This window comes from Candidatus Mycobacterium wuenschmannii (assembly GCF_030252325.1).
Lineage (GTDB): Bacteria > Actinomycetota > Actinomycetes > Mycobacteriales > Mycobacteriaceae > Mycobacterium > Mycobacterium wuenschmannii.
In genome coordinates this window covers 2,165,056-2,182,283 of the sequence record NZ_CP126981.1, presented here as the reverse complement: position 1 = coordinate 2,182,283, position 17,228 = coordinate 2,165,056, and the positions used below count along the sequence as shown (strand labels likewise).

Here is a 17,228-nt window from a genome sequence, read left to right as displayed (position 1 = left end):
GATACTCCGGCGCGGGTTCGGTGAGTTGGCATGGAGGCCTCCGTCATTGCTGCTTCGGGGGCCCGGGCATGGGCGAATAAGGGTTTTCCCTACATTTTGGGAATTTCATTGGCCTGGGTTCAGGAATTCATATGAACGATCTCAGCACTTGTTAAGTTAGCTGGATTCCTGAATACCGCCAGCTAGAACCCTCGGGAGCAGCCATGAACCATCGCCTGACGACCCTCACTACCTGTGCTGGCGGGTTTGCCGCCGCACTGCTGATGCAGATGTCCGCCGCACACGCGGACGACACTTTCATCTACACACTCGACCCCGGTGACCAGGTCTTCAATACGGAGTTGAGCACGACGCTGTTCCAGAACATTTTGGAAGGGCATGCCGGCATCGACGCCCTGGACTCCAACATCAACCTGCCCTACAACGACTTCATCCAGGGGTCGGGCGTCGAGACGCTGAACCCCTTCACCGGTGCCGTGATGAACTGGGACCTTGTGGTGACCGACAACGGCGGCTTTCTGGCCACCTACCTGCCGGCCGGTAGTCAGATCGACGTCATGGAACTCGGCAGCGGGTTTTCCAACCAGTTCGTCGATATCCCCGGCGTCGCCGGAGCGCTCAACTCGATCACCGACACGTTGATCACCCCGTTCGGCGACTACACGTTGTTCAGCTTCTGAGCGCCTAAAGTCAGCCCTCGCAGGCGATTCCGTCGCCGTCGCGGTCTAACTTCGAGCGATAGTCTGGATCGCCCTTGGGAATGTTGTAACGACCGTCGGCATGTGCCTGCTTACAGTTGTCGTACGGTCCGCCCGCGTAAGCGCCTGGGGCGACGACCGTCGCGCCGATGAATCCCATAGCGGTGACAGTGGCAACGAGTGCTGCACGAACCATTGAAATTTCCCCCGAAAACTAGGCCCTGATACCGGCGAAGCGAATCTAGCCGTCGCTGGGCTACTCGATGGGGCTTTGATGAGAGTTGGCGGTTACGGCAGCAGATCTCTGAACCTTTACTTCCAGCCGGACTTCGCCACGACTTCGGCAATTGCGGCTTCCCTCGCGGGTCTGTCCATATCTCGGTGCGTTCCGTTTCGTTGCCAGGCAAATTCTTGAAACGCGGCCATGATGGATTCGAAGCGTGGGCGCGGATATTCGGCAGCTAAGGCATTGATTGCCCAAACTGTGTCGTCGTCCAGGTTCGTTGGGCAGGTCACGGCGTGAGGTCGGCCAAGAAGAATCGCATCCCGTAATGCGTTGTCGAACTCGGCTTGGGCATTCTCTGCCGTGAAGAAGTCTGGACCGGCGCACATAACCCTATTTTACCTGCTCAAGGTGACAATTTGGGGAGGCGAAGGGGCCCGGACCAGCGTCGCGGCGGCACCGTAGCGAGGACATGTCGCTGGTTCGGCACCGCCGTCGGGTCGCCCGCTTCGACGCGCGAAAGGCAGCGAGCAGCAAGTTGGCAGGTGTCGCACCAACCCGTGCCAGGTTCGCGCCCGCACAATGGCAATCATGCGGATGGCCGATGCCGACAGCTTGATCGCCATCGACTGCTTCAACGCCGCGCAGGCGGCGAGCGAAGTGGTTACCACGGCGTTGGTGCGCCGCGTCGTCGAGGAACTGTTGACCCATCCGACGCAATGCGATTGCGGGCATTGTGAGGCCGCTGCGATCGCCCGGATCGGCGACGTCTGCATCATCGCGACGAACTGGCAACGAGCAGTCGCCGCCGTCCCGCGCCGGATAGCGCGCTGATCGCGACTTGACTCGGCGCTCGAGCCCTAGGGGTTGACCGGTTTAGCCGGTTTGGCGGGCGCGGCCTTTCCTCCCATTTTCCCGCCGCCACCCTCCGTTCGCTGACCACCGCCAGCGGCGCTGCCACCGGGCGGAATGCCATGATCCGAAGGGTCCACTCCGGAAGCGCAGCTCGGACAAGGTTGGCTCGGGCCTGGGTCGGCGTAGGCATCCGCGGCCTCGCCCGCGGGAACCGCAAGCAGGAACGCCGCCCCGATCGCGGCAAGGACCATCTTCTTCGTGAGAAACAACATTCCGGCCTCCAAAAGCGAAATATGCGGTCGGATCTTTGCCCTGCCGGTAGGCGCCCGCCGTCGCAGTAGCAGTACCCGCTGAGTGAGCGGCCGATTGGCGCTAGCGGCATCGTTTACAAGGGATTAATCACCGGCAATCACGCAACGCCGGATTCGCCTGGATGAAGGATCGTGCCGTCAAACGGTGAGTGCCCCCGGCAGGATTCGAACCTGCGGCCTTCTGCTCCGGAGGCAGACGCTCTATCCCCTGAGCTACGGGGGCGCACGCGAGAAATGCTGCGCCAACGGGCCACGACAGACTAACGCATCACAGCGCCAGGTCTGGCACTGGAATGGATTCGAAGCCAGCGCACCCCAACCAATAGGATGGCCTGCGTGAATCCCGCCGATCTGGCCGAGCTGCTGAGGGTCACCGCGACCGCGGTGTTGACCGAGCATGGCCTCGACACCGCCGCTTTGCCGGTGGCGATCACCGTCGAGCGGCCCCGCAACCCCGAGCACGGCGACTACGCCAGCAATCTGGCGCTGCAGGTGGCCAAAAAGGTCGGCGCCAACCCGCGTGAGCTGGCCGGATGGCTGGCCGACGCCTTGACGAAAGCCGACGGCATCGCCTCGGCGGAGGTCGCCGGGCCCGGCTTCATCAACCTGCGCCTGGACGCCTCGGCGCAGGGCCTGATCGTCAACAACATCATCGACGCCGGCCACACCTACGGCCACTCCGACGCCGAAGCGGGTCACAAGATCAACCTCGAGTTCGTCTCGGCCAACCCCACCGGCCCGATCCACATCGGCGGCACCCGCTGGGCCGCGGTCGGCGACGCGCTCGGCCGGCTGCTCACCACGCAGGGCGCCGCCATCACGCGCGAGTACTACTTCAACGACCACGGCGCGCAGATCGACCGGTTCGCCAATTCGCTGATCGCCTCGGCCAAAGGCGAGCCCACACCGGAAGACGGCTACGCGGGTGACTACATCGCCGACATCGCCAAGCAGATCGTCGCGCAGGTGCCAGACGCGCTGAACCAGCCCGACACCGAGCAGCACGAGACGTTCCGGCGGATCGGCGTCGACTTGATGTTCAACCACATCAAGAAGTCGCTGCACGAATTCGGCACCGACTTCGACGTCTTCACCCACGAGGACTCGATGCACACCAGCGGCCGCGTCGACCAGGCCATCGAGCGCCTCCGCGCGAACGGCAACATCTACGAGAAGGACGGCGCAACCTGGTTGCGCACCAGCGCTTTTGGTGACGACAAGGACCGCGTCGTGATCAAGAGCGACGGCAACCACGCCTACATCGCCGGTGACCTCGCGTACTACATCGACAAGCGGGGTCGCGGCTTCGACCTGTGCATCTACATGCTCGGCGCCGACCACCACGGCTACGTCAAGCGCCTCAAGGCCGCTGCCGAGGCGTTCGGCGATAACCCCGGCACCGTCGAGGTGCTCATCGGCCAGATGGTCAACCTGGTGCGCGACGGGCAACCCGTCAAGATGAGCAAACGGGCCGGCACCGTCATCACCCTCGACGATCTGGTCGAGGCGATCGGCGTCGATGCGGCGCGCTACAGCCTGATCCGCTCGTCGGTGGACACCCCGATCGACATCGACCTCGCGCTGTGGTCGTCGGCATCCAACGAAAACCCGGTCTACTACGTGCAATACGCGCACGCCCGACTCTCGGCGCTGGCCCGCAACGCCGCCGAACTCGGACTGATCCCCGAGACCAGTCACCTCGAGCTGCTCACTCACGACAAAGAGGGCGCGTTGATCCGTAACCTGGGCGAGTTCCCTCGGGTGCTGAAAACCGCTGCGTCCCTGCGGGAACCGCACCGGGTAAGCCGCTACCTCGAAGACCTCGCCGGTGACTACCACCGGTTCTACGACGCCTGCCGGGTGTTGCCGCAGGGCGACGAGGAAGCCAACGAACTGCACACCGCGCGCCTGGCGCTCTGCCAGGCGACCCGCCAAGTGATCGCCAACGGTCTGGCCATCCTCGGCGTGACTGCTCCGGAGCGAATGTGAACGCACACCCCGCCGGCCCCCGCCACGCCGAAGAGTTCCACCACGGGGGAGTACCGCCGCGGCCGGACTCGGCAGAAGAGATGCTGCAGCTCGCGCCGAATGTCTGGCCGCTCAACACGGTTCGCGGCGACGACGGCTCGGTCAGCATCGCCGGCGTCTCGCTGCAGGCGCTGGCCCGCGACTACGGCACCCCGCTGTTCGTCATTGACGAGGACGACTTCCGGTCACGGTGCCGTGAGATCGCGGCCGCTTTCGGCGGCGGCGCCAACGTGCACTACGCCGGTAAAGCCTTTCTGTGCAGCGAGATCGCCCGCTGGATCAACGAAGAAGGTCTTTCGCTGGACGTCTGCACCGGTGGCGAGCTGGCCGTCGCGATGCACGCCGACTTCCCGCCCGATCGGATTGCCCTGCACGGCAACAACAAATCGGTCGCCGAACTCACCACCGCCGTCAAGACCGGCATCAAGCACGTCGTGGTCGACTCACTGATCGAGATCGAACGGCTGGACGCCATCGCGGGCGAGGCGGGTGTCGTGCAGGACGTGCTGGTCCGCGTCACCGTCGGAGTCGAGGCACACACCCACGAGTTCATCTCCACCGCCCATGAAGACCAGAAATTCGGCTTGTCGCTGTCCAACGGTGCGGCGATGGACGCCATTCGGCGGGTGTTCGCCGCCGACAACCTCCGCCTCGTGGGTCTGCACAGTCATATCGGCTCGCAGATCTTCGACGTCGGCGGCTTCGAGATCGCCGCGCACCGGGTCATCGGCCTGTTGCGCGACGTGGTTGCCGAATTCGGCGTCGACAAGACCGCGCAGATCGCAACCGTCGATCTCGGTGGCGGCCTTGGCATCTCGTATCTGCCCAACGACGACCCCCCTCCGGTCAGCGAACTCGCCGACAAGCTCGGCGACATCGTCCGCAGCGAGTCAGCGGCGGTGGGACTGCCGGCGCCGCGTCTGGTCGTCGAACCCGGCCGCGCGATCGCCGGTCCCGGGACGATCACCCTCTACGAGGTCGGCACGGTGAAGGACGTCGGCGTCAGCGCGACCGCGCACCGGCGCTACGTCAGCATCGACGGCGGGATGAGCGACAACATCCGCACCTCGCTGTACGCCGCCGACTACGACGTCCGTCTGGTGTCCCGGACCACCGACGCGGGGCCGACGCTGGGGCGTGTCGTCGGGAAGCATTGCGAGAGTGGCGACATCGTGGTGCGCGATGCATGGGTGCCGGACGACATCGCACCCGGCGATCTGGTGGCGGTCGCCGCAACCGGCGCGTACTGCTATTCGCTGTCGAGTCGGTACAACTTGATCGGTCGCCCCGCGGTGGTGGCCGTGCGCGACGGAGAGTCCCGTCTGATCCTGCGCAGGGAGACGGTCGACGATCTGCTGAGTCTGGAAGTGAGGTGAGTGGCGCAGATGAGCGATGAGAAGCCGGTCGGTGTAGCGGTTTTGGGGCTGGGCAATGTGGGCAGTGAGGTGGTCCGCATCATCGAGGAGAGCGCCGACGACCTCGCGGCCCGCGTCGGAGCGCCGCTGATCCTGCGGGGCGTCGGCGTACGGCGGGTGGCCGACGACCGTGGCGTTCCGGTCGACCTGCTCACCGAGGACATCGACACGCTGGTCTCTCGCGACGACGTCGACATCGTGGTCGAGGTGATGGGGCCGGTCGAGCCGTCGCGCAAGGCGATTCTGTCGGCACTCGAGCACGGTAAGTCCGTGGTGACGGCCAATAAGGCGCTGCTGTCGATTGCCACCGGTGAACTCGCGGCGGCCGCCGAGAAGGCCCGCGTTGACCTGTATTTCGAGGCCGCGGTCGCCGGGGCCATCCCGGTGATCCGCCCGCTGACCCAGTCGCTGGCCGGCGACACCGTGCAGCGGGTGGCCGGCATCGTCAACGGCACCACCAACTACATCCTGTCCGAGATGGACAGCACGGGCGCCGACTACGAGAAGGCCCTGGCCGACGCGGGCGCACTCGGCTACGCCGAGGCCGACCCGACCGCCGACGTGGAGGGCTACGACGCGGCGGCGAAAGCGGCGATCCTGGCTTCCATCGCGTTCCACACCCGCGTGACCGCGGACGACGTCTACCGCGAGGGCATCACCAAGATCAGCCCCGACGACTTCGCCTCGGCCCGCGCGTTGGGCTGCACGATCAAGCTGCTGTCTATCTGTGAGCGGATCACGACCGACGATGAGCAGCAACGGGTTTCGGCCCGGGTGTATCCCGCGCTGGTGCCGTTGGAGCACCCGCTGGCCACGGTGAACGGCGCGTTCAACGCCGTCGTGGTCGAGGCGGAGGCCGCCGGTCGGCTGATGTTCTACGGCCAGGGCGCCGGGGGAGCGCCGACCGCGTCGGCGGTTACGGGTGACCTGGTGATGGCCGCCCGCAACCGGGTCCTGGGCAGCCGGGCGCCGAAAGAGTCGAAGTACGCCCAACTTTCGGTCGCGCCGATGGGTGTCATCCCGACGCGCTACTACGTCAACATGGACGTCGCCGACAAGCCGGGTGTCTTGGCCACCGTCGCAGCCGAATTCGCCAAGCGCGGGGTCAGCATCGCCGAGGTCCGCCAGGAAGGCGTGGTCGGTAAGGGCGGGCGGCGCGTCGGGGCGCGCGTTGTCGTGGTCACGCACACCGCGACGGACGCCGCGCTGTCCGAAACCGTCGACGCGCTGGCCGAACTCGATGTGGTGCAGGGCGTGGCCAGCGTCCTGCGGCTGGAAGGAACCAACGCATGACCCCGTCCAAGGCGGCCGTTCATCGCCAGTGGCCGGGCCTGATCGAGGCCTACCGCGATCGATTACCCGTCGGCGACAACTGGACTCCGGTCACGCTGCTCGAGGGCGGCACCCCGTTGATCTCGGCGCCCCGACTCTCGGCCGAGATCGGCTGCACGGTGCACCTGAAGGTCGAAGGCCTCAACCCCACCGGCTCTTTCAAGGACCGTGGCATGACGATGGCCGTCACCGACGCCGTTGCCCGCGGCCAGCAGGCGGTGATGTGTGCGTCGACCGGCAACACCTCCGCGTCCGCCGCGGCGTACGCCGCTCGCGCCGGCATCACCTGTGCGGTGTTGATCCCGCAGGGCAAGATCGCGATGGGCAAGCTGGCGCAGGCAGTCATGCACGGCGCCAAGATCATTCAGGTCGACGGGAACTTCGACGACTGTCTGGAGGTGGCCCGCAAAATCGTCGCCGACTTCCCGACAATCGCGTTGGTCAACTCGGTCAACCCGGTGCGCATCGAGGGGCAGAAGACCGCTGCGTTCGAAATCGTGGATGTGTTGGGCGATGCGCCCGACATCCACTCCCTACCAGTGGGCAACGCGGGCAACATCACCGCGTACTGGAAGGGCTACTCCGAGTACCACGCCGACGGTGTGAGTACCAAGCTTCCGCGGATGCTCGGCACCCAGGCCGCCGGCGCCGCGCCGCTGGTGTCCGGCGAGCCGGTGAAGAACCCGGAGACGATCGCCACGGCCATCCGGATCGGGTCGCCCGCGTCGTGGGGCCCGGCCGTCGCCGCCCAGGAACAGTCCGACGGGCGCTTCCTGGCCGCCACTGACGACGAGATTCTAGCCGCGTATCACCTGGTAGCAGCCACCGAAGGCGTCTTCGTCGAGCCGGCATCCGCGGCCAGCGTCGCCGGCCTGCTCAAATCCGTCGCCGACGGCTGGGTCAAGCCCGGTTCGACCGTCGTGTGCACCGTGACCGGCAACGGCCTCAAGGATCCCGACACCGCGCTGCGCGACATGCCGACCGTCGAACCCGTCCCGGTCGATCCCGTCGCGGTGGTTGCCAAACTGGGGTTGGCCTAGTGCTGGCTCCCGGGCTGCTGGGCAGCTCGGTCGTACCGGCGTCCAGCGCAAATATCGGGCCCGGCTTCGACAGCCTCGGCCTGGCGCTGAGCCTTTACGACGAAATCGTGGTCGAGACAACCGATTCCGGTTTGGTCGTCGACGTCGATGGTGAGGGCACCGGCGAATTGGCCCTCGACGAAGGGCATCTCGTCGTTCGCGCCGTCCAGCACGGTCTCAAGGCCGCCGGCGTCACCGCTCCTGGTCTGAAAGTGCGCTGCCGCAACGCGATTCCACACTCTCGTGGTTTGGGCTCGTCGGCCGCGGCTGTGGTCGGCGGGCTTGGCGCGGTGAATGGTCTTCTCGTGCAGGCGGGTTTGACGCCGCTGGCCCAGAGTCAGCTGATCCAACTGGCGTCAGAGTTCGAAGGCCATCCCGATAACGCCGCCGCGGCGGTCCTCGGTGGAGCCGTCGTGTCGTGGACCGACACCAGCGCGGGCGCGCCCACCTATTCGGCCGCGCAGCTACGGCTACATCCCGAGATCCGGCTGTTTCCGGCCGTCCCGACGCAACGCTCGTCGACCGTCGAAACGCGGGTGCTGCTGCCCACCCAGGTCAGCCACGAGGATGCGCGCTTCAACGTCAGCCGGGCCGCTTTGCTGGTGGTCGCCCTGACCGAGCGGCCCGACCTGCTGATGGCCGCGACCGAGGACGTGCTCCACCAACCGCAGCGTGCGCCCGCGATGCCCGCCTCGGAGGAATATCTGCAGCTCCTGCGCCGTTGTGGAGTGGCAGCTGCGCTTTCCGGAGCTGGTCCAGCAGTGATCGCACTGAGCACAGCTCCCCAACTGCCGGCCGAGGTGCTGGAATACGCCACCGCAAATGGGTTTGCGGTCAGCGAGATGACGGCGGGCGACGGGGTGCGCTGGACTTCCGGCGTGGCAGTCCCCAGCTAGCGTCCCTCGACGCGGGGAAGGGGCTTCTTGCTTCCGGCATCGAAGCAGGTTATCCTCGGAGCCGTCCAGCAATCGCAGCATCTGCATCTGCGTCAACACTAGGACGAACACCAAATTCTTCTCGTGGACGATGGTTCGCCGTTTACATCGCCAATCCTGGCAATCACCGTTGCAGAGTCGATCTTTGGCAGCACTCGGCGAATTGGCTGAATGCAACGAACCCCTGGCTTGAGTCGATCAGCGAGGGAGAGAAAGGAAATCCGTGACTGATACGGACCTCGTTACGGCTGGCGACAGCACTGACAACGACAGTGTGTCGAACCCCGTGACCTCACAAACTTCCAGCGAGAACGACGCCCAATCAAACGCGTCGGACGGCTCGCTGGCATCGATGGTGCTTCCCGAACTGCGCGCGCTGGCCAACCGGTCCGGCGTCAAGGGCACCTCGGGAATGCGCAAGAGCGAACTGATCGCCGCGATCCGGGAATCTCGTCAGGGCGGTCAATCCAATGGCGCGTCGACCAACGGCGGCGCCAATGGTGAGTCGGACAACCACGACACCAAGTCCGACACCGTCGCGGCCGCCGACAACAACGCGGCTCAGAGCGATTCCGGCGACAAGCCTTCCACCGATGACAACCACGCGGGGGAGCGGAACGACAAGTCCGACAAGAATGAAAAGTCGGATAAGAACGACAAAAAGCAGCACAACGGCAACGACAAGCCGGCCCGCGACCAGCAGGACAACAAGTCCGAGAACCGCGACTCCGACAAGGATTCCGACAAGGGCGGCGACCAGCAGGGCGGCGGACAACAGAACCGCGGCAACCAAAACCAGAACCAGAACCAGAACGACGACGACGGCGACGGACGTGGTGGACGCCGCGGCCGCCGGTTCCGCGAACGTCGCCGCCGCGGTGACGGCCCCCGTGACAGCGGCAACGGCGGTGGCGACACCGAACTGCGTGAAGACGATGTCGTTCAGCCAGTGGCCGGAATCCTCGACGTGCTCGACAACTACGCGTTCGTCCGGACTTCGGGGTACCTCGCCGGCCCGCACGACGTCTACGTCTCCATGAACATGGTGCGCAAGAACGGTTTACGCCGTGGCGATGCGGTCACCGGCGCGGTTCGGGTGCCCAAGGACGGGGAACAGCAGAATCAGCGACAGAAGTTCAACCCGCTGGTGCGGCTGGACACCGTCAACGGCGGACCCGTTGAAAACGCCCGGAACCGGCCCGATTTCACCAAGCTGACGCCGCTGTACCCGAACGAGCGGCTGCGTCTGGAGACCTCCGGCGACAAGCTGACCACCCGGGTCATCGACCTGATCATGCCGATCGGCAAGGGACAGCGCGCGCTGATCGTGTCGCCGCCCAAGGCCGGTAAGACCACGATCATGCAGGACATCGCCAACGCGATCACCAGGAACAACCCGGAATGTCATCTCATGGTGGTGCTCGTCGACGAGCGCCCTGAAGAGGTCACCGACATGACGCGTTCGGTCAAGGGTGAGGTCATCGCCTCGACGTTCGACCGCCCGCCGACCGACCACACCGCGGTTGCCGAGCTGGCCATCGAACGCGCCAAACGACTCGTGGAACAGGGCAAAGACGTTGTGGTGCTGCTGGACTCGATCACCCGCCTCGGCCGCGCATACAACAACGCGTCGCCGGCGTCGGGCCGCATCCTGTCCGGTGGTGTCGACTCGACCGCGCTCTACCCGCCGAAGCGATTCCTCGGCGCCGCCCGCAACATCGAAGAGGGCGGATCGCTGACGATCATCGCCACCGCGATGGTCGAGACCGGATCCACCGGTGACACAGTCATTTTCGAGGAATTCAAGGGAACGGGTAACGCAGAGCTCAAGCTCGACCGCAAGATCTCCGAGCGCCGGGTGTTCCCGGCCGTGGACGTCAACCCGTCGGGCACCCGCAAGGACGAACTGTTGCTCTCGCCCGATGAGTTCTCGATCGTGCACAAGCTACGCCGCGTGCTTTCGGGTCTGGACTCGCACCAGGCCATCGACCTGCTGATGTCGCAGCTGCGAAAGACCAAGAACAACTACGAGTTCCTGGTCCAGGTGTCCAAGACGACACCCGGCATGGACAACGACTGATCGATGACGATGCGGGCCGAGTGCGGCCCGCTGAGGAGTCGATCGAATCGGCCTGAGCCGATTAGCACACCGGTGCCGGCCGCCGACGATGGCGGTCTTGCATCAGTACTGTTGTCGCGACGGTAACGTGCGCCCTGTCGAAGACCGACGGGGAAAGTGGTGAGCCGTGGCGGACACTGTCCAGCAGCTGCTGCGTGAGCGCAGCGACGACTCCACGCCGGCCGTCAAGTACGACGACCGCGTTTGGACCTGGCGTGAGCATCTCGCCGACGCATCCGCATCGGCCGCCGCGCTGATCGGCATTGCCGACGCCGCCCGCCCGCTACATGTCGGTGCGCTGCTGGGCAACACGCCCGACATGCTCACCGCAATGGCCGCGGCCGCGTTGGGCGGCTACGTACTGTGCGGCATCAACGACACCCGTCGCGGCGCCGCGCTGGCCAAAGACATCGCCCGCGCCGATTGCCAGATCCTGCTCACCGATCCTGACCACCGCGGCCTGCTCGACGGCTTGGACCTGTCCGGTGTCCGCGTCATCGACGTCAGCAGCGACGAGTGGTCGGAATTGCTCGCCTCGGCGGGGTCGCTGGTCCCGCATCGCGAGGTCAAGCCGACCGACACGCTGATGATGATCTTCACGTCTGGAACCAGCGGTGAGCCGAAGGCCGTCCAGGTCACCCATCTGACCGTTATCTTCGCTGGCGCCAACCTGATTGGTCGTTTCGACGTCGACTCGAACGGCGTCTGCTATCTGTCGATGCCGCTGTTCCACTCCAACGCGCTGCTGGCCGGCTGGAGCGTGGCCGTCGGCTCCGGTTCGGCAATGGTGCCAGCCACCTTCTCGGCGTCGCGGCTGCTGTCCGACTTGCGCCGGTACGGCGCCACCTACATGAACTACGTCGGGAAGCCGCTGGCCTACGTGCTGGCCACCCCCGAAGATCCCGACGACGCGGACAACCCGCTGCGCGTCGCGTTCGGCAACGAGGCCAGCGATCGCGACATCGCCGAATTCAGCCGGCGTTTCGACTGCACAGTCTGGGACGGGTTCGGCTCCAGCGAAGGCGCGATCATCATCACCCGCGAGGACGGCTGCCCGCCCGGCTCACTGGGACAAGGCTTTCCGGGCGTCGCGATCTACAACGCCGACACTCTCGCCGAATGCGCGGTCGCCGAGTTCGACGCCGACGGCGCGCTGACCAACCCCGACGATGCGATCGGTGAACTGGTCAACACCACCGGCGCCGGCCTGTTCGCCGGTTACTACAACGACAAGGCCGCCACCGACGCGCGCCTGCGCAACGGCATGTTCTGGTCCGGCGACCTGGCCTACCGCGACGCCGACGGCTGGATCTACTTCGCCGGTCGCAGCGGCGACTGGCTGCGCGTCGACGGCGAGAACATGACCACCGCGCCGATCGAGCGGATCCTGCAACGACTGCCCGCGGTAAGCCAGGTAGCGGTCTATGCGGTGCCCGACGAGCAGGTGGGCGACCAGGTGATGTCCGCTCTCGTGCTGGTCGACGGCGCCGCCCTGACTCCGGGGGAGCTCAGCGAATTTCTGGCCGGCCAGCCCGACCTCTCGCCGAAAGCCTGGCCCCGGCACGTCTGGATCACCGACTCGCTGCCCACCACCGCCACGAACAAGATCCTCAAACGCCAGCTCAGCGCCCAGGGCGCTAGCCCGCCCGGCGGTGCGCTATGGACCCGAGTCGGCCGCGCCACCAGCTATGACGTCGTCGATCGGCCCGCAAAAGCCCAGCTCAGACAAAGCTAGCGGCGGGAATGTCCCGGCGCTGGCGCGCGTTTAGGGCGATAGCGGCTGAACTGGCATAATCAGCAGCCGAAGTTCGGGTTCCGGTTCACGTCAGATTTTTCAGCACGGTCTGGCGACCCGGCGGCCCACGATTGAAGAGGACACCATGAAGGCTGACATTCACCCCGCATACGGCGAGACCACCGTGGTCTGCGGTTGCGGAAATACTTTCCAGACGCGGAGCACCAAGGAGAGCGGCCACATCGTGGTCGAGGTCTGCTCGCAGTGCCACCCGTTCTACACCGGTAAGCAGAAGATTCTGGACAGCGGAGGCCGCGTGGCCCGCTTCGAGCGCCGCTACGGCAAGCGCAAGGCCGGCGCCGAGCAGGAAGCTTCGGCCGACAAGTAGCACGATCGACGCCCGGACTGCCGCGACAATCGCGCAGGACGGGCGTCGTTTCATGTGCGGGAGTCCAGCGAGGAGGTGAGCATGACGCAAGGCGGACCGGCGATCGACGCCCTGGTGGCCGAGCATGCCGACCTCGAGAAGAAGCTGTCCGATCCCGAACTGCACAGCGATGCCGCCAACGCGCGCAAGGTCGGCCGGCGGTTCGCTCAGATCGCTCCGATCGTGGCGACCTTCCGCCAACTGACCACTGCGCGTGAGGATCTCGACACCGCACGCGAATTGGCCGCCGATGACGCATCGTTCGCCGACGAGATCACCGAGTTGGAAGCGCGCGTCGACGAGCTGGAGACCAAGCTCAGCGACATGCTGGCGCCGCGTGACCCGCACGACGCCGACGACGTGGTGCTCGAGGTCAAGTCCGGTGAGGGCGGGGAAGAGTCGGCGCTGTTCGCGGCCGACCTGGCCCGGATGTACGTCCGGTACGCCGAACGCCACGGCTGGACCGTGACGGTGTTGGACGAAACTCATTCGGACTTGGGCGGTTACAAGGATGCGACGCTGACGATCGCCAGCAAGGGCGACTCGCTGGATGGCGTGTGGTCGAAGCTGAAGTTCGAGGGCGGCGTGCACCGCGTGCAACGCGTGCCGGTCACGGAATCTCAGGGCCGCGTGCACACTTCGGCGGCTGGCGTACTGGTCTACCCCGAGCCCGAAGAAGTGGGCGAGGTGCAGATCGACGATTCGGATCTGCGGATCGACGTCTACCGGTCGTCCGGTAAGGGCGGTCAGGGCGTCAACACCACCGACTCGGCGGTGCGAATCACCCACCTGCCCACCGGAATTGTCGTCACCTGCCAGAACGAACGATCGCAGCTGCAGAACAAGGCCCGCGCGATGCTGGTGCTCGCGGCCCGGCTGCAGTCGCTGGCCGAGGAGCAGGCGCAGGCCGACGCGTCGGCCGACCGGGCCAGCCAGATCCGTACGGTGGACCGCAGCGAACGCATTCGGACATACAACTTTCCGGAGAACCGGATCGCCGACCACCGCATCAATTTCAAGGCGCACAACCTCGATCAGGTCCTCGACGGCGACCTGGATGCGCTCTTCGACGCCCTGGGCGCCGCCGACAAGCAAGCCCGGCTGCAGCAGGCATGATGCTGACCCGGCTGCGTTGCGCGATCGATTCGGCGACAACGCTGCTCGCGGAGGCCGGCATCGATTCGGCCCGTTACGACGCGGAGGAGTTGGCCGCGCATCTGGCCGGCACCGATCGGGGCCGGCTGGCGATGCTCGCGACGCCCGACGACGCGTTCTTCGACCACTACCGCGATTCGATCGCCGCTCGCTCGCGACGAATCCCGTTGCAGCACCTGACCGGGACGGCCGCGTTCGGCCCGTTGACGCTGACGGTCGGGCCCGGGGTGTTCGTCCCGCGGCCGGAGACCGAGTCGATGCTGGAATGGGCCGGTGCGCAACGACTTCCGGAGCCCACCGTGATCGTCGACCTGTGCACGGGCTCGGGCGCGCTGGCGCTCGGTCTGGCGCGGCGCTGGCCGACGGCCCGCGTGATCGGCGTCGACGACTCCGATACGGCCCTGGGCTACGCGCGCGCCAACGCCGCCGGCACGACCGTGCAGTTGCTGCACCACGACGTCACCGCGCCCGGGCTCCTGAGCGAACTCGACGGCCGGGTCGACCTGCTGGTGTCCAACCCGCCCTATGTGCCGGATGGTGCGGATCTGGAACCTGAAGTCCTCGACCACGATCCGTCGCACGCCGTGTTCGGCGGCCCCGACGGCATGGCCGTCATCGGACCCATCATCGAGGTGGCCGAACGACTGCTGCGCCCCGGCGGCCTGTTCGCCGTCGAGCACGACGACACCACGTCCGAGCGGACCGTCGAACTGATCAGTGCATCAACAGCTTTCGATGACATTGTGCCCCGGCGCGACCTCAGTGGACGCCCCCGATTCGTGACGGCCCGGCGGGCAGGCGGCCCGTCATGACCGAGACGATCGACTGCACCGATCCCGAACAGCGTTCGCGGGCAATCACATCGGCGGCCGCGGCTGTGAAAAACGGTGGCCTGGTGGTGCTTCCGACCGACACGGTCTACGGCGTGGGCGCCGATGCGTTCAACAGCGCCGCGGTGGCCGCACTGCTGGCCGCCAAGGGCCGCGGCCGCGACATGCCGGTCCCCGTGCTGGTCGGTTCATGGCACACCATCGACGGCCTGGCCATGACGGTGTCCACCTCGATGCGCGCTCTCGTGCGTGCGTTCTGGCCCGGCGCGCTGAGCCTGGTCGTCCGCCAGGCTCCGTCGGTGCAGTGGGATCTCGGCGACGCGCGCGGCACGGTGATGCTGAGGATGCCGTTGCATCCGGTCGCGATCGAACTGCTGCGCGAGGTCGGGCCGATGGCGGTCTCCAGCGCCAACATCTCCGGGCGTCCGCCAGCGGTCAACGCCGGTGACGCCCGCCAGCAGTTGGGTGACCTCGTCGACGTCTACCTCGACGGCGGACAGGCCGCTCAGCAGGCGGCGTCGACCATCCTCGACCTGACCGGTCCCGAGCCCCGCATCCTGCGATCCGGTCCGGTCAGCGCCGAGCGGATCGCCGAGGTGCTCGGCATCGCCGCCGAAAGTCTCACCGCCTGACCGACTCAGTGCGATCTCAGGGCGATTCAGTAAGGTTTTTCGGATGTTCAGCGGCGCCGACAACCTCGCCGGCGGTCTGCTGGCCCTGGCCGATCGCGGCGCCGGCGTTCCCTTGCGAGAACTCGCACTCGTCGGTCTGACGGCCGCGATCATCACCTACTTCGCCACCGGGCCGGTGCGGGTGCTCGCCACCCGGCTGGGCGCCGTCGCCTACCCGCGCGAGCGCGATGTACACGTCACGCCCACACCGCGGATGGGCGGCCTGGCGATGTACATCGGCGTCGTCGCCGCGGTCTTCCTGGCCTCGCAGCTGCCGGCGCTCACTCGCGGCTTCGTCTACTCGACCGGCATGCCCGCGGTGGTACTGGCGGGCGGTCTGATCATGGGCATCGGCCTGATCGACGACCGCTGGGGCCTCGACGCGCTGACGAAATTCGCCGGTCAGATCACCGCGGCCAGCGTGCTCGTCACGATGGGCGTCGCGTGGAGTGTCCTCTATATCCCGCTGGGTGGGGTCGGGACGATCGTGTTGGACCAGGTGTCGTCGATCCTGTTGACGCTCGCTCTGACCGTCTCGATCGTCAACGCGATGAACTTCGTCGACGGACTCGACGGGCTGGCCGCGGGGCTGGGCATCATCACCGCGCTGGCGATCTGCATGTTTTCGGTCGGGCTGCTCCGCGACCACGGCGGCGACGTGCTGTTCTACCCGCCCGCGGTGATCTCTGTGGTGCTGGCCGGAGCGTGTCTGGGTTTCCTGCCGCACAACTTCCATCCGGCCAAGATCTTCATGGGTGACTCCGGTTCGATGCTGATCGGTCTCATGCTCGCGGCGGCGTCGACCACGGCCGCGGGACCCATCTCGCAGACCGCCTACGGCGCCCGCGATGTGTTTGCTCTGCTCTCGCCGTTCCTGTTGGTGGTGGCCGTGATGTTTGTGCCGATGCTCGATCTACTGCTGGCGATCGTGCGCCGGACGCGGGCCGGGCAAAGTGCGTTCAGCCCCGACAAGATGCATTTGCATCACCGGCTGCTGCAGATCGGACATTCGCATCGACGGGTGGTGCTGATCATCTATTTGTGGGTCGGCATTGTCGCTTTCGGTACGGCGAGCACGATCTTTTTCAACCCGCGCCATACCGCCGCCGTCATGTTGGGCGCGATGGCAATTGCGGTTTTTGCGACGCTGATTCCGCTCTTCCGACGCGGTGACAACGTCTACGACGAAGAGTAGTAGAGTCCTTCCCGATGTGGTACGGTGCTGGTAGAACCCGAATTAACCTCGCGGGTTGCCGGCCACCGGTAGACGGAGTTCGCTCCGCTCCTGCCGACTAACGACCGACAAAGGGGAGCGGTCCCTTGGGTACTGCGAGTGCGATGAAAGCGCTCCGATACGCTCAACGGGCCACGCAACGAGCAACAAGGCAACTCCCCCCGAACGAGGACTGAGGTGC

Annotated in this window: 16 protein-coding genes and 1 tRNA gene; 14 read left to right on the top strand and 3 right to left on the bottom strand. The window is 66.1% G+C overall.

Annotated elements, in window-relative coordinates:
* Nucleotides 1-203 precede the first annotated feature (203 nt).
* The gene (locus tag PT015_RS10380) at nucleotides 204-680 is read left to right on the top strand and encodes a hypothetical protein (RefSeq protein ID WP_285190528.1); all 477 of its coding nucleotides are present in this window, start codon (nucleotides 204-206) and stop codon (nucleotides 678-680) included.
* Between the two features lie 10 nt (nucleotides 681-690).
* Here PT015_RS10380 and PT015_RS10375 read toward each other — a convergent pair whose 3' ends face one another.
* Both PT015_RS10375 and PT015_RS10370 read right to left on the bottom strand, forming a co-directional pair.
* The gene (locus PT015_RS10375) at nucleotides 691-858 is read right to left on the bottom strand and encodes an excalibur calcium-binding domain-containing protein (RefSeq protein WP_285190527.1); all 168 of its coding nucleotides are present in this window, start codon (nucleotides 856-858) and stop codon (nucleotides 691-693) included.
* A gap of 152 nt (nucleotides 859-1,010) precedes the next feature.
* Complete coding sequence (locus PT015_RS10370; protein ID WP_285190526.1) at nucleotides 1,011-1,310, bottom strand: hypothetical protein; 300 nt, start codon at nucleotides 1,308-1,310, stop codon at nucleotides 1,011-1,013.
* A gap of 202 nt (nucleotides 1,311-1,512) precedes the next feature.
* Between PT015_RS10370 and PT015_RS10365 the strand changes: the two genes are divergently transcribed.
* Complete coding sequence (locus PT015_RS10365; RefSeq protein ID WP_285190525.1) at nucleotides 1,513-1,755, top strand: hypothetical protein; 243 nt, start codon at nucleotides 1,513-1,515, stop codon at nucleotides 1,753-1,755.
* A 482-nt stretch (nucleotides 1,756-2,237) separates the two neighbouring features.
* On the opposite strand, the gene PT015_RS10360 is transcribed toward PT015_RS10365, so the two are convergent.
* Nucleotides 2,238-2,310, bottom strand: a tRNA-Arg gene (locus PT015_RS10360).
* A 113-nt stretch (nucleotides 2,311-2,423) separates the two neighbouring features.
* Here PT015_RS10360 and argS point away from each other — a divergent pair.
* From argS to PT015_RS10300, 12 genes are all read left to right on the top strand, one after another.
* Complete coding sequence (gene argS, locus PT015_RS10355) at nucleotides 2,424-4,076, top strand: arginine--tRNA ligase (protein ID WP_285190524.1); 1,653 nt, start codon at nucleotides 2,424-2,426, stop codon at nucleotides 4,074-4,076.
* Between the two features lie 80 nt (nucleotides 4,077-4,156).
* Complete coding sequence (gene lysA, locus PT015_RS10350) at nucleotides 4,157-5,491, top strand: diaminopimelate decarboxylase (RefSeq protein ID WP_285191042.1); 1,335 nt, start codon at nucleotides 4,157-4,159, stop codon at nucleotides 5,489-5,491.
* 9 nt (nucleotides 5,492-5,500) lie between these two features.
* Nucleotides 5,501-6,823, top strand: a complete 1,323-nt coding sequence (locus PT015_RS10345) for a homoserine dehydrogenase (protein WP_285190523.1) — start codon at nucleotides 5,501-5,503, stop codon at nucleotides 6,821-6,823.
* Nucleotides 6,820-7,902, top strand: a complete 1,083-nt coding sequence (gene thrC, locus PT015_RS10340) for a threonine synthase (protein WP_285190522.1) — start codon at nucleotides 6,820-6,822, stop codon at nucleotides 7,900-7,902. The genes PT015_RS10345 and thrC overlap by 4 nt, the downstream gene beginning before the upstream one ends.
* Nucleotides 7,902-8,837: a homoserine kinase gene (gene thrB, locus PT015_RS10335; protein WP_285190521.1), complete on the top strand. Its 936-nt coding sequence runs from the start codon at nucleotides 7,902-7,904 to the stop codon at nucleotides 8,835-8,837. The genes thrC and thrB overlap by 1 nt, the downstream gene beginning before the upstream one ends.
* A 313-nt stretch (nucleotides 8,838-9,150) precedes the next feature.
* Entirely contained in the window at nucleotides 9,151-10,956 is a 1,806-nt protein-coding gene (gene rho / locus PT015_RS10330; RefSeq protein WP_390888014.1) for a transcription termination factor Rho, read from the top strand.
* 166 nt (nucleotides 10,957-11,122) lie between these two features.
* Nucleotides 11,123-12,730, top strand: a complete 1,608-nt coding sequence (gene fadD1, locus PT015_RS10325; protein ID WP_285190519.1) for a fatty-acid--CoA ligase FadD1 — start codon at nucleotides 11,123-11,125, stop codon at nucleotides 12,728-12,730.
* Nucleotides 12,731-12,875: 145 nt separating this feature from the next.
* A complete protein-coding gene (rpmE, locus tag PT015_RS10320) occupies nucleotides 12,876-13,118 on the top strand; it encodes a 50S ribosomal protein L31 (protein WP_285190518.1) in 243 nt (80 codons plus the stop codon).
* 81 nt (nucleotides 13,119-13,199) lie between these two features.
* A complete protein-coding gene (gene prfA, locus PT015_RS10315) occupies nucleotides 13,200-14,273 on the top strand; it encodes a peptide chain release factor 1 (protein ID WP_285190517.1) in 1,074 nt (357 codons plus the stop codon).
* Nucleotides 14,273-15,124, top strand: coding sequence for a peptide chain release factor N(5)-glutamine methyltransferase (gene prmC, locus PT015_RS10310; protein ID WP_285190516.1), 852 nt, complete (start codon nucleotides 14,273-14,275; stop codon nucleotides 15,122-15,124). Before prfA ends, prmC begins: the two co-directional genes overlap by 1 nt.
* The gene (locus PT015_RS10305; RefSeq protein ID WP_285190515.1) at nucleotides 15,121-15,774 is read left to right on the top strand and encodes an L-threonylcarbamoyladenylate synthase; all 654 of its coding nucleotides are present in this window, start codon (nucleotides 15,121-15,123) and stop codon (nucleotides 15,772-15,774) included. Before prmC ends, PT015_RS10305 begins: the two co-directional genes overlap by 4 nt.
* A gap of 43 nt (nucleotides 15,775-15,817) precedes the next feature.
* Nucleotides 15,818-17,008 carry a glycosyltransferase family 4 protein gene (locus PT015_RS10300; protein WP_285190514.1) on the top strand — a complete coding sequence of 397 codons (1,191 nt, stop codon included), beginning with the start codon at nucleotides 15,818-15,820 and terminating at the stop codon, nucleotides 17,006-17,008.
* The last annotated feature ends 220 nt before the right edge of the window (nucleotides 17,009-17,228 follow it).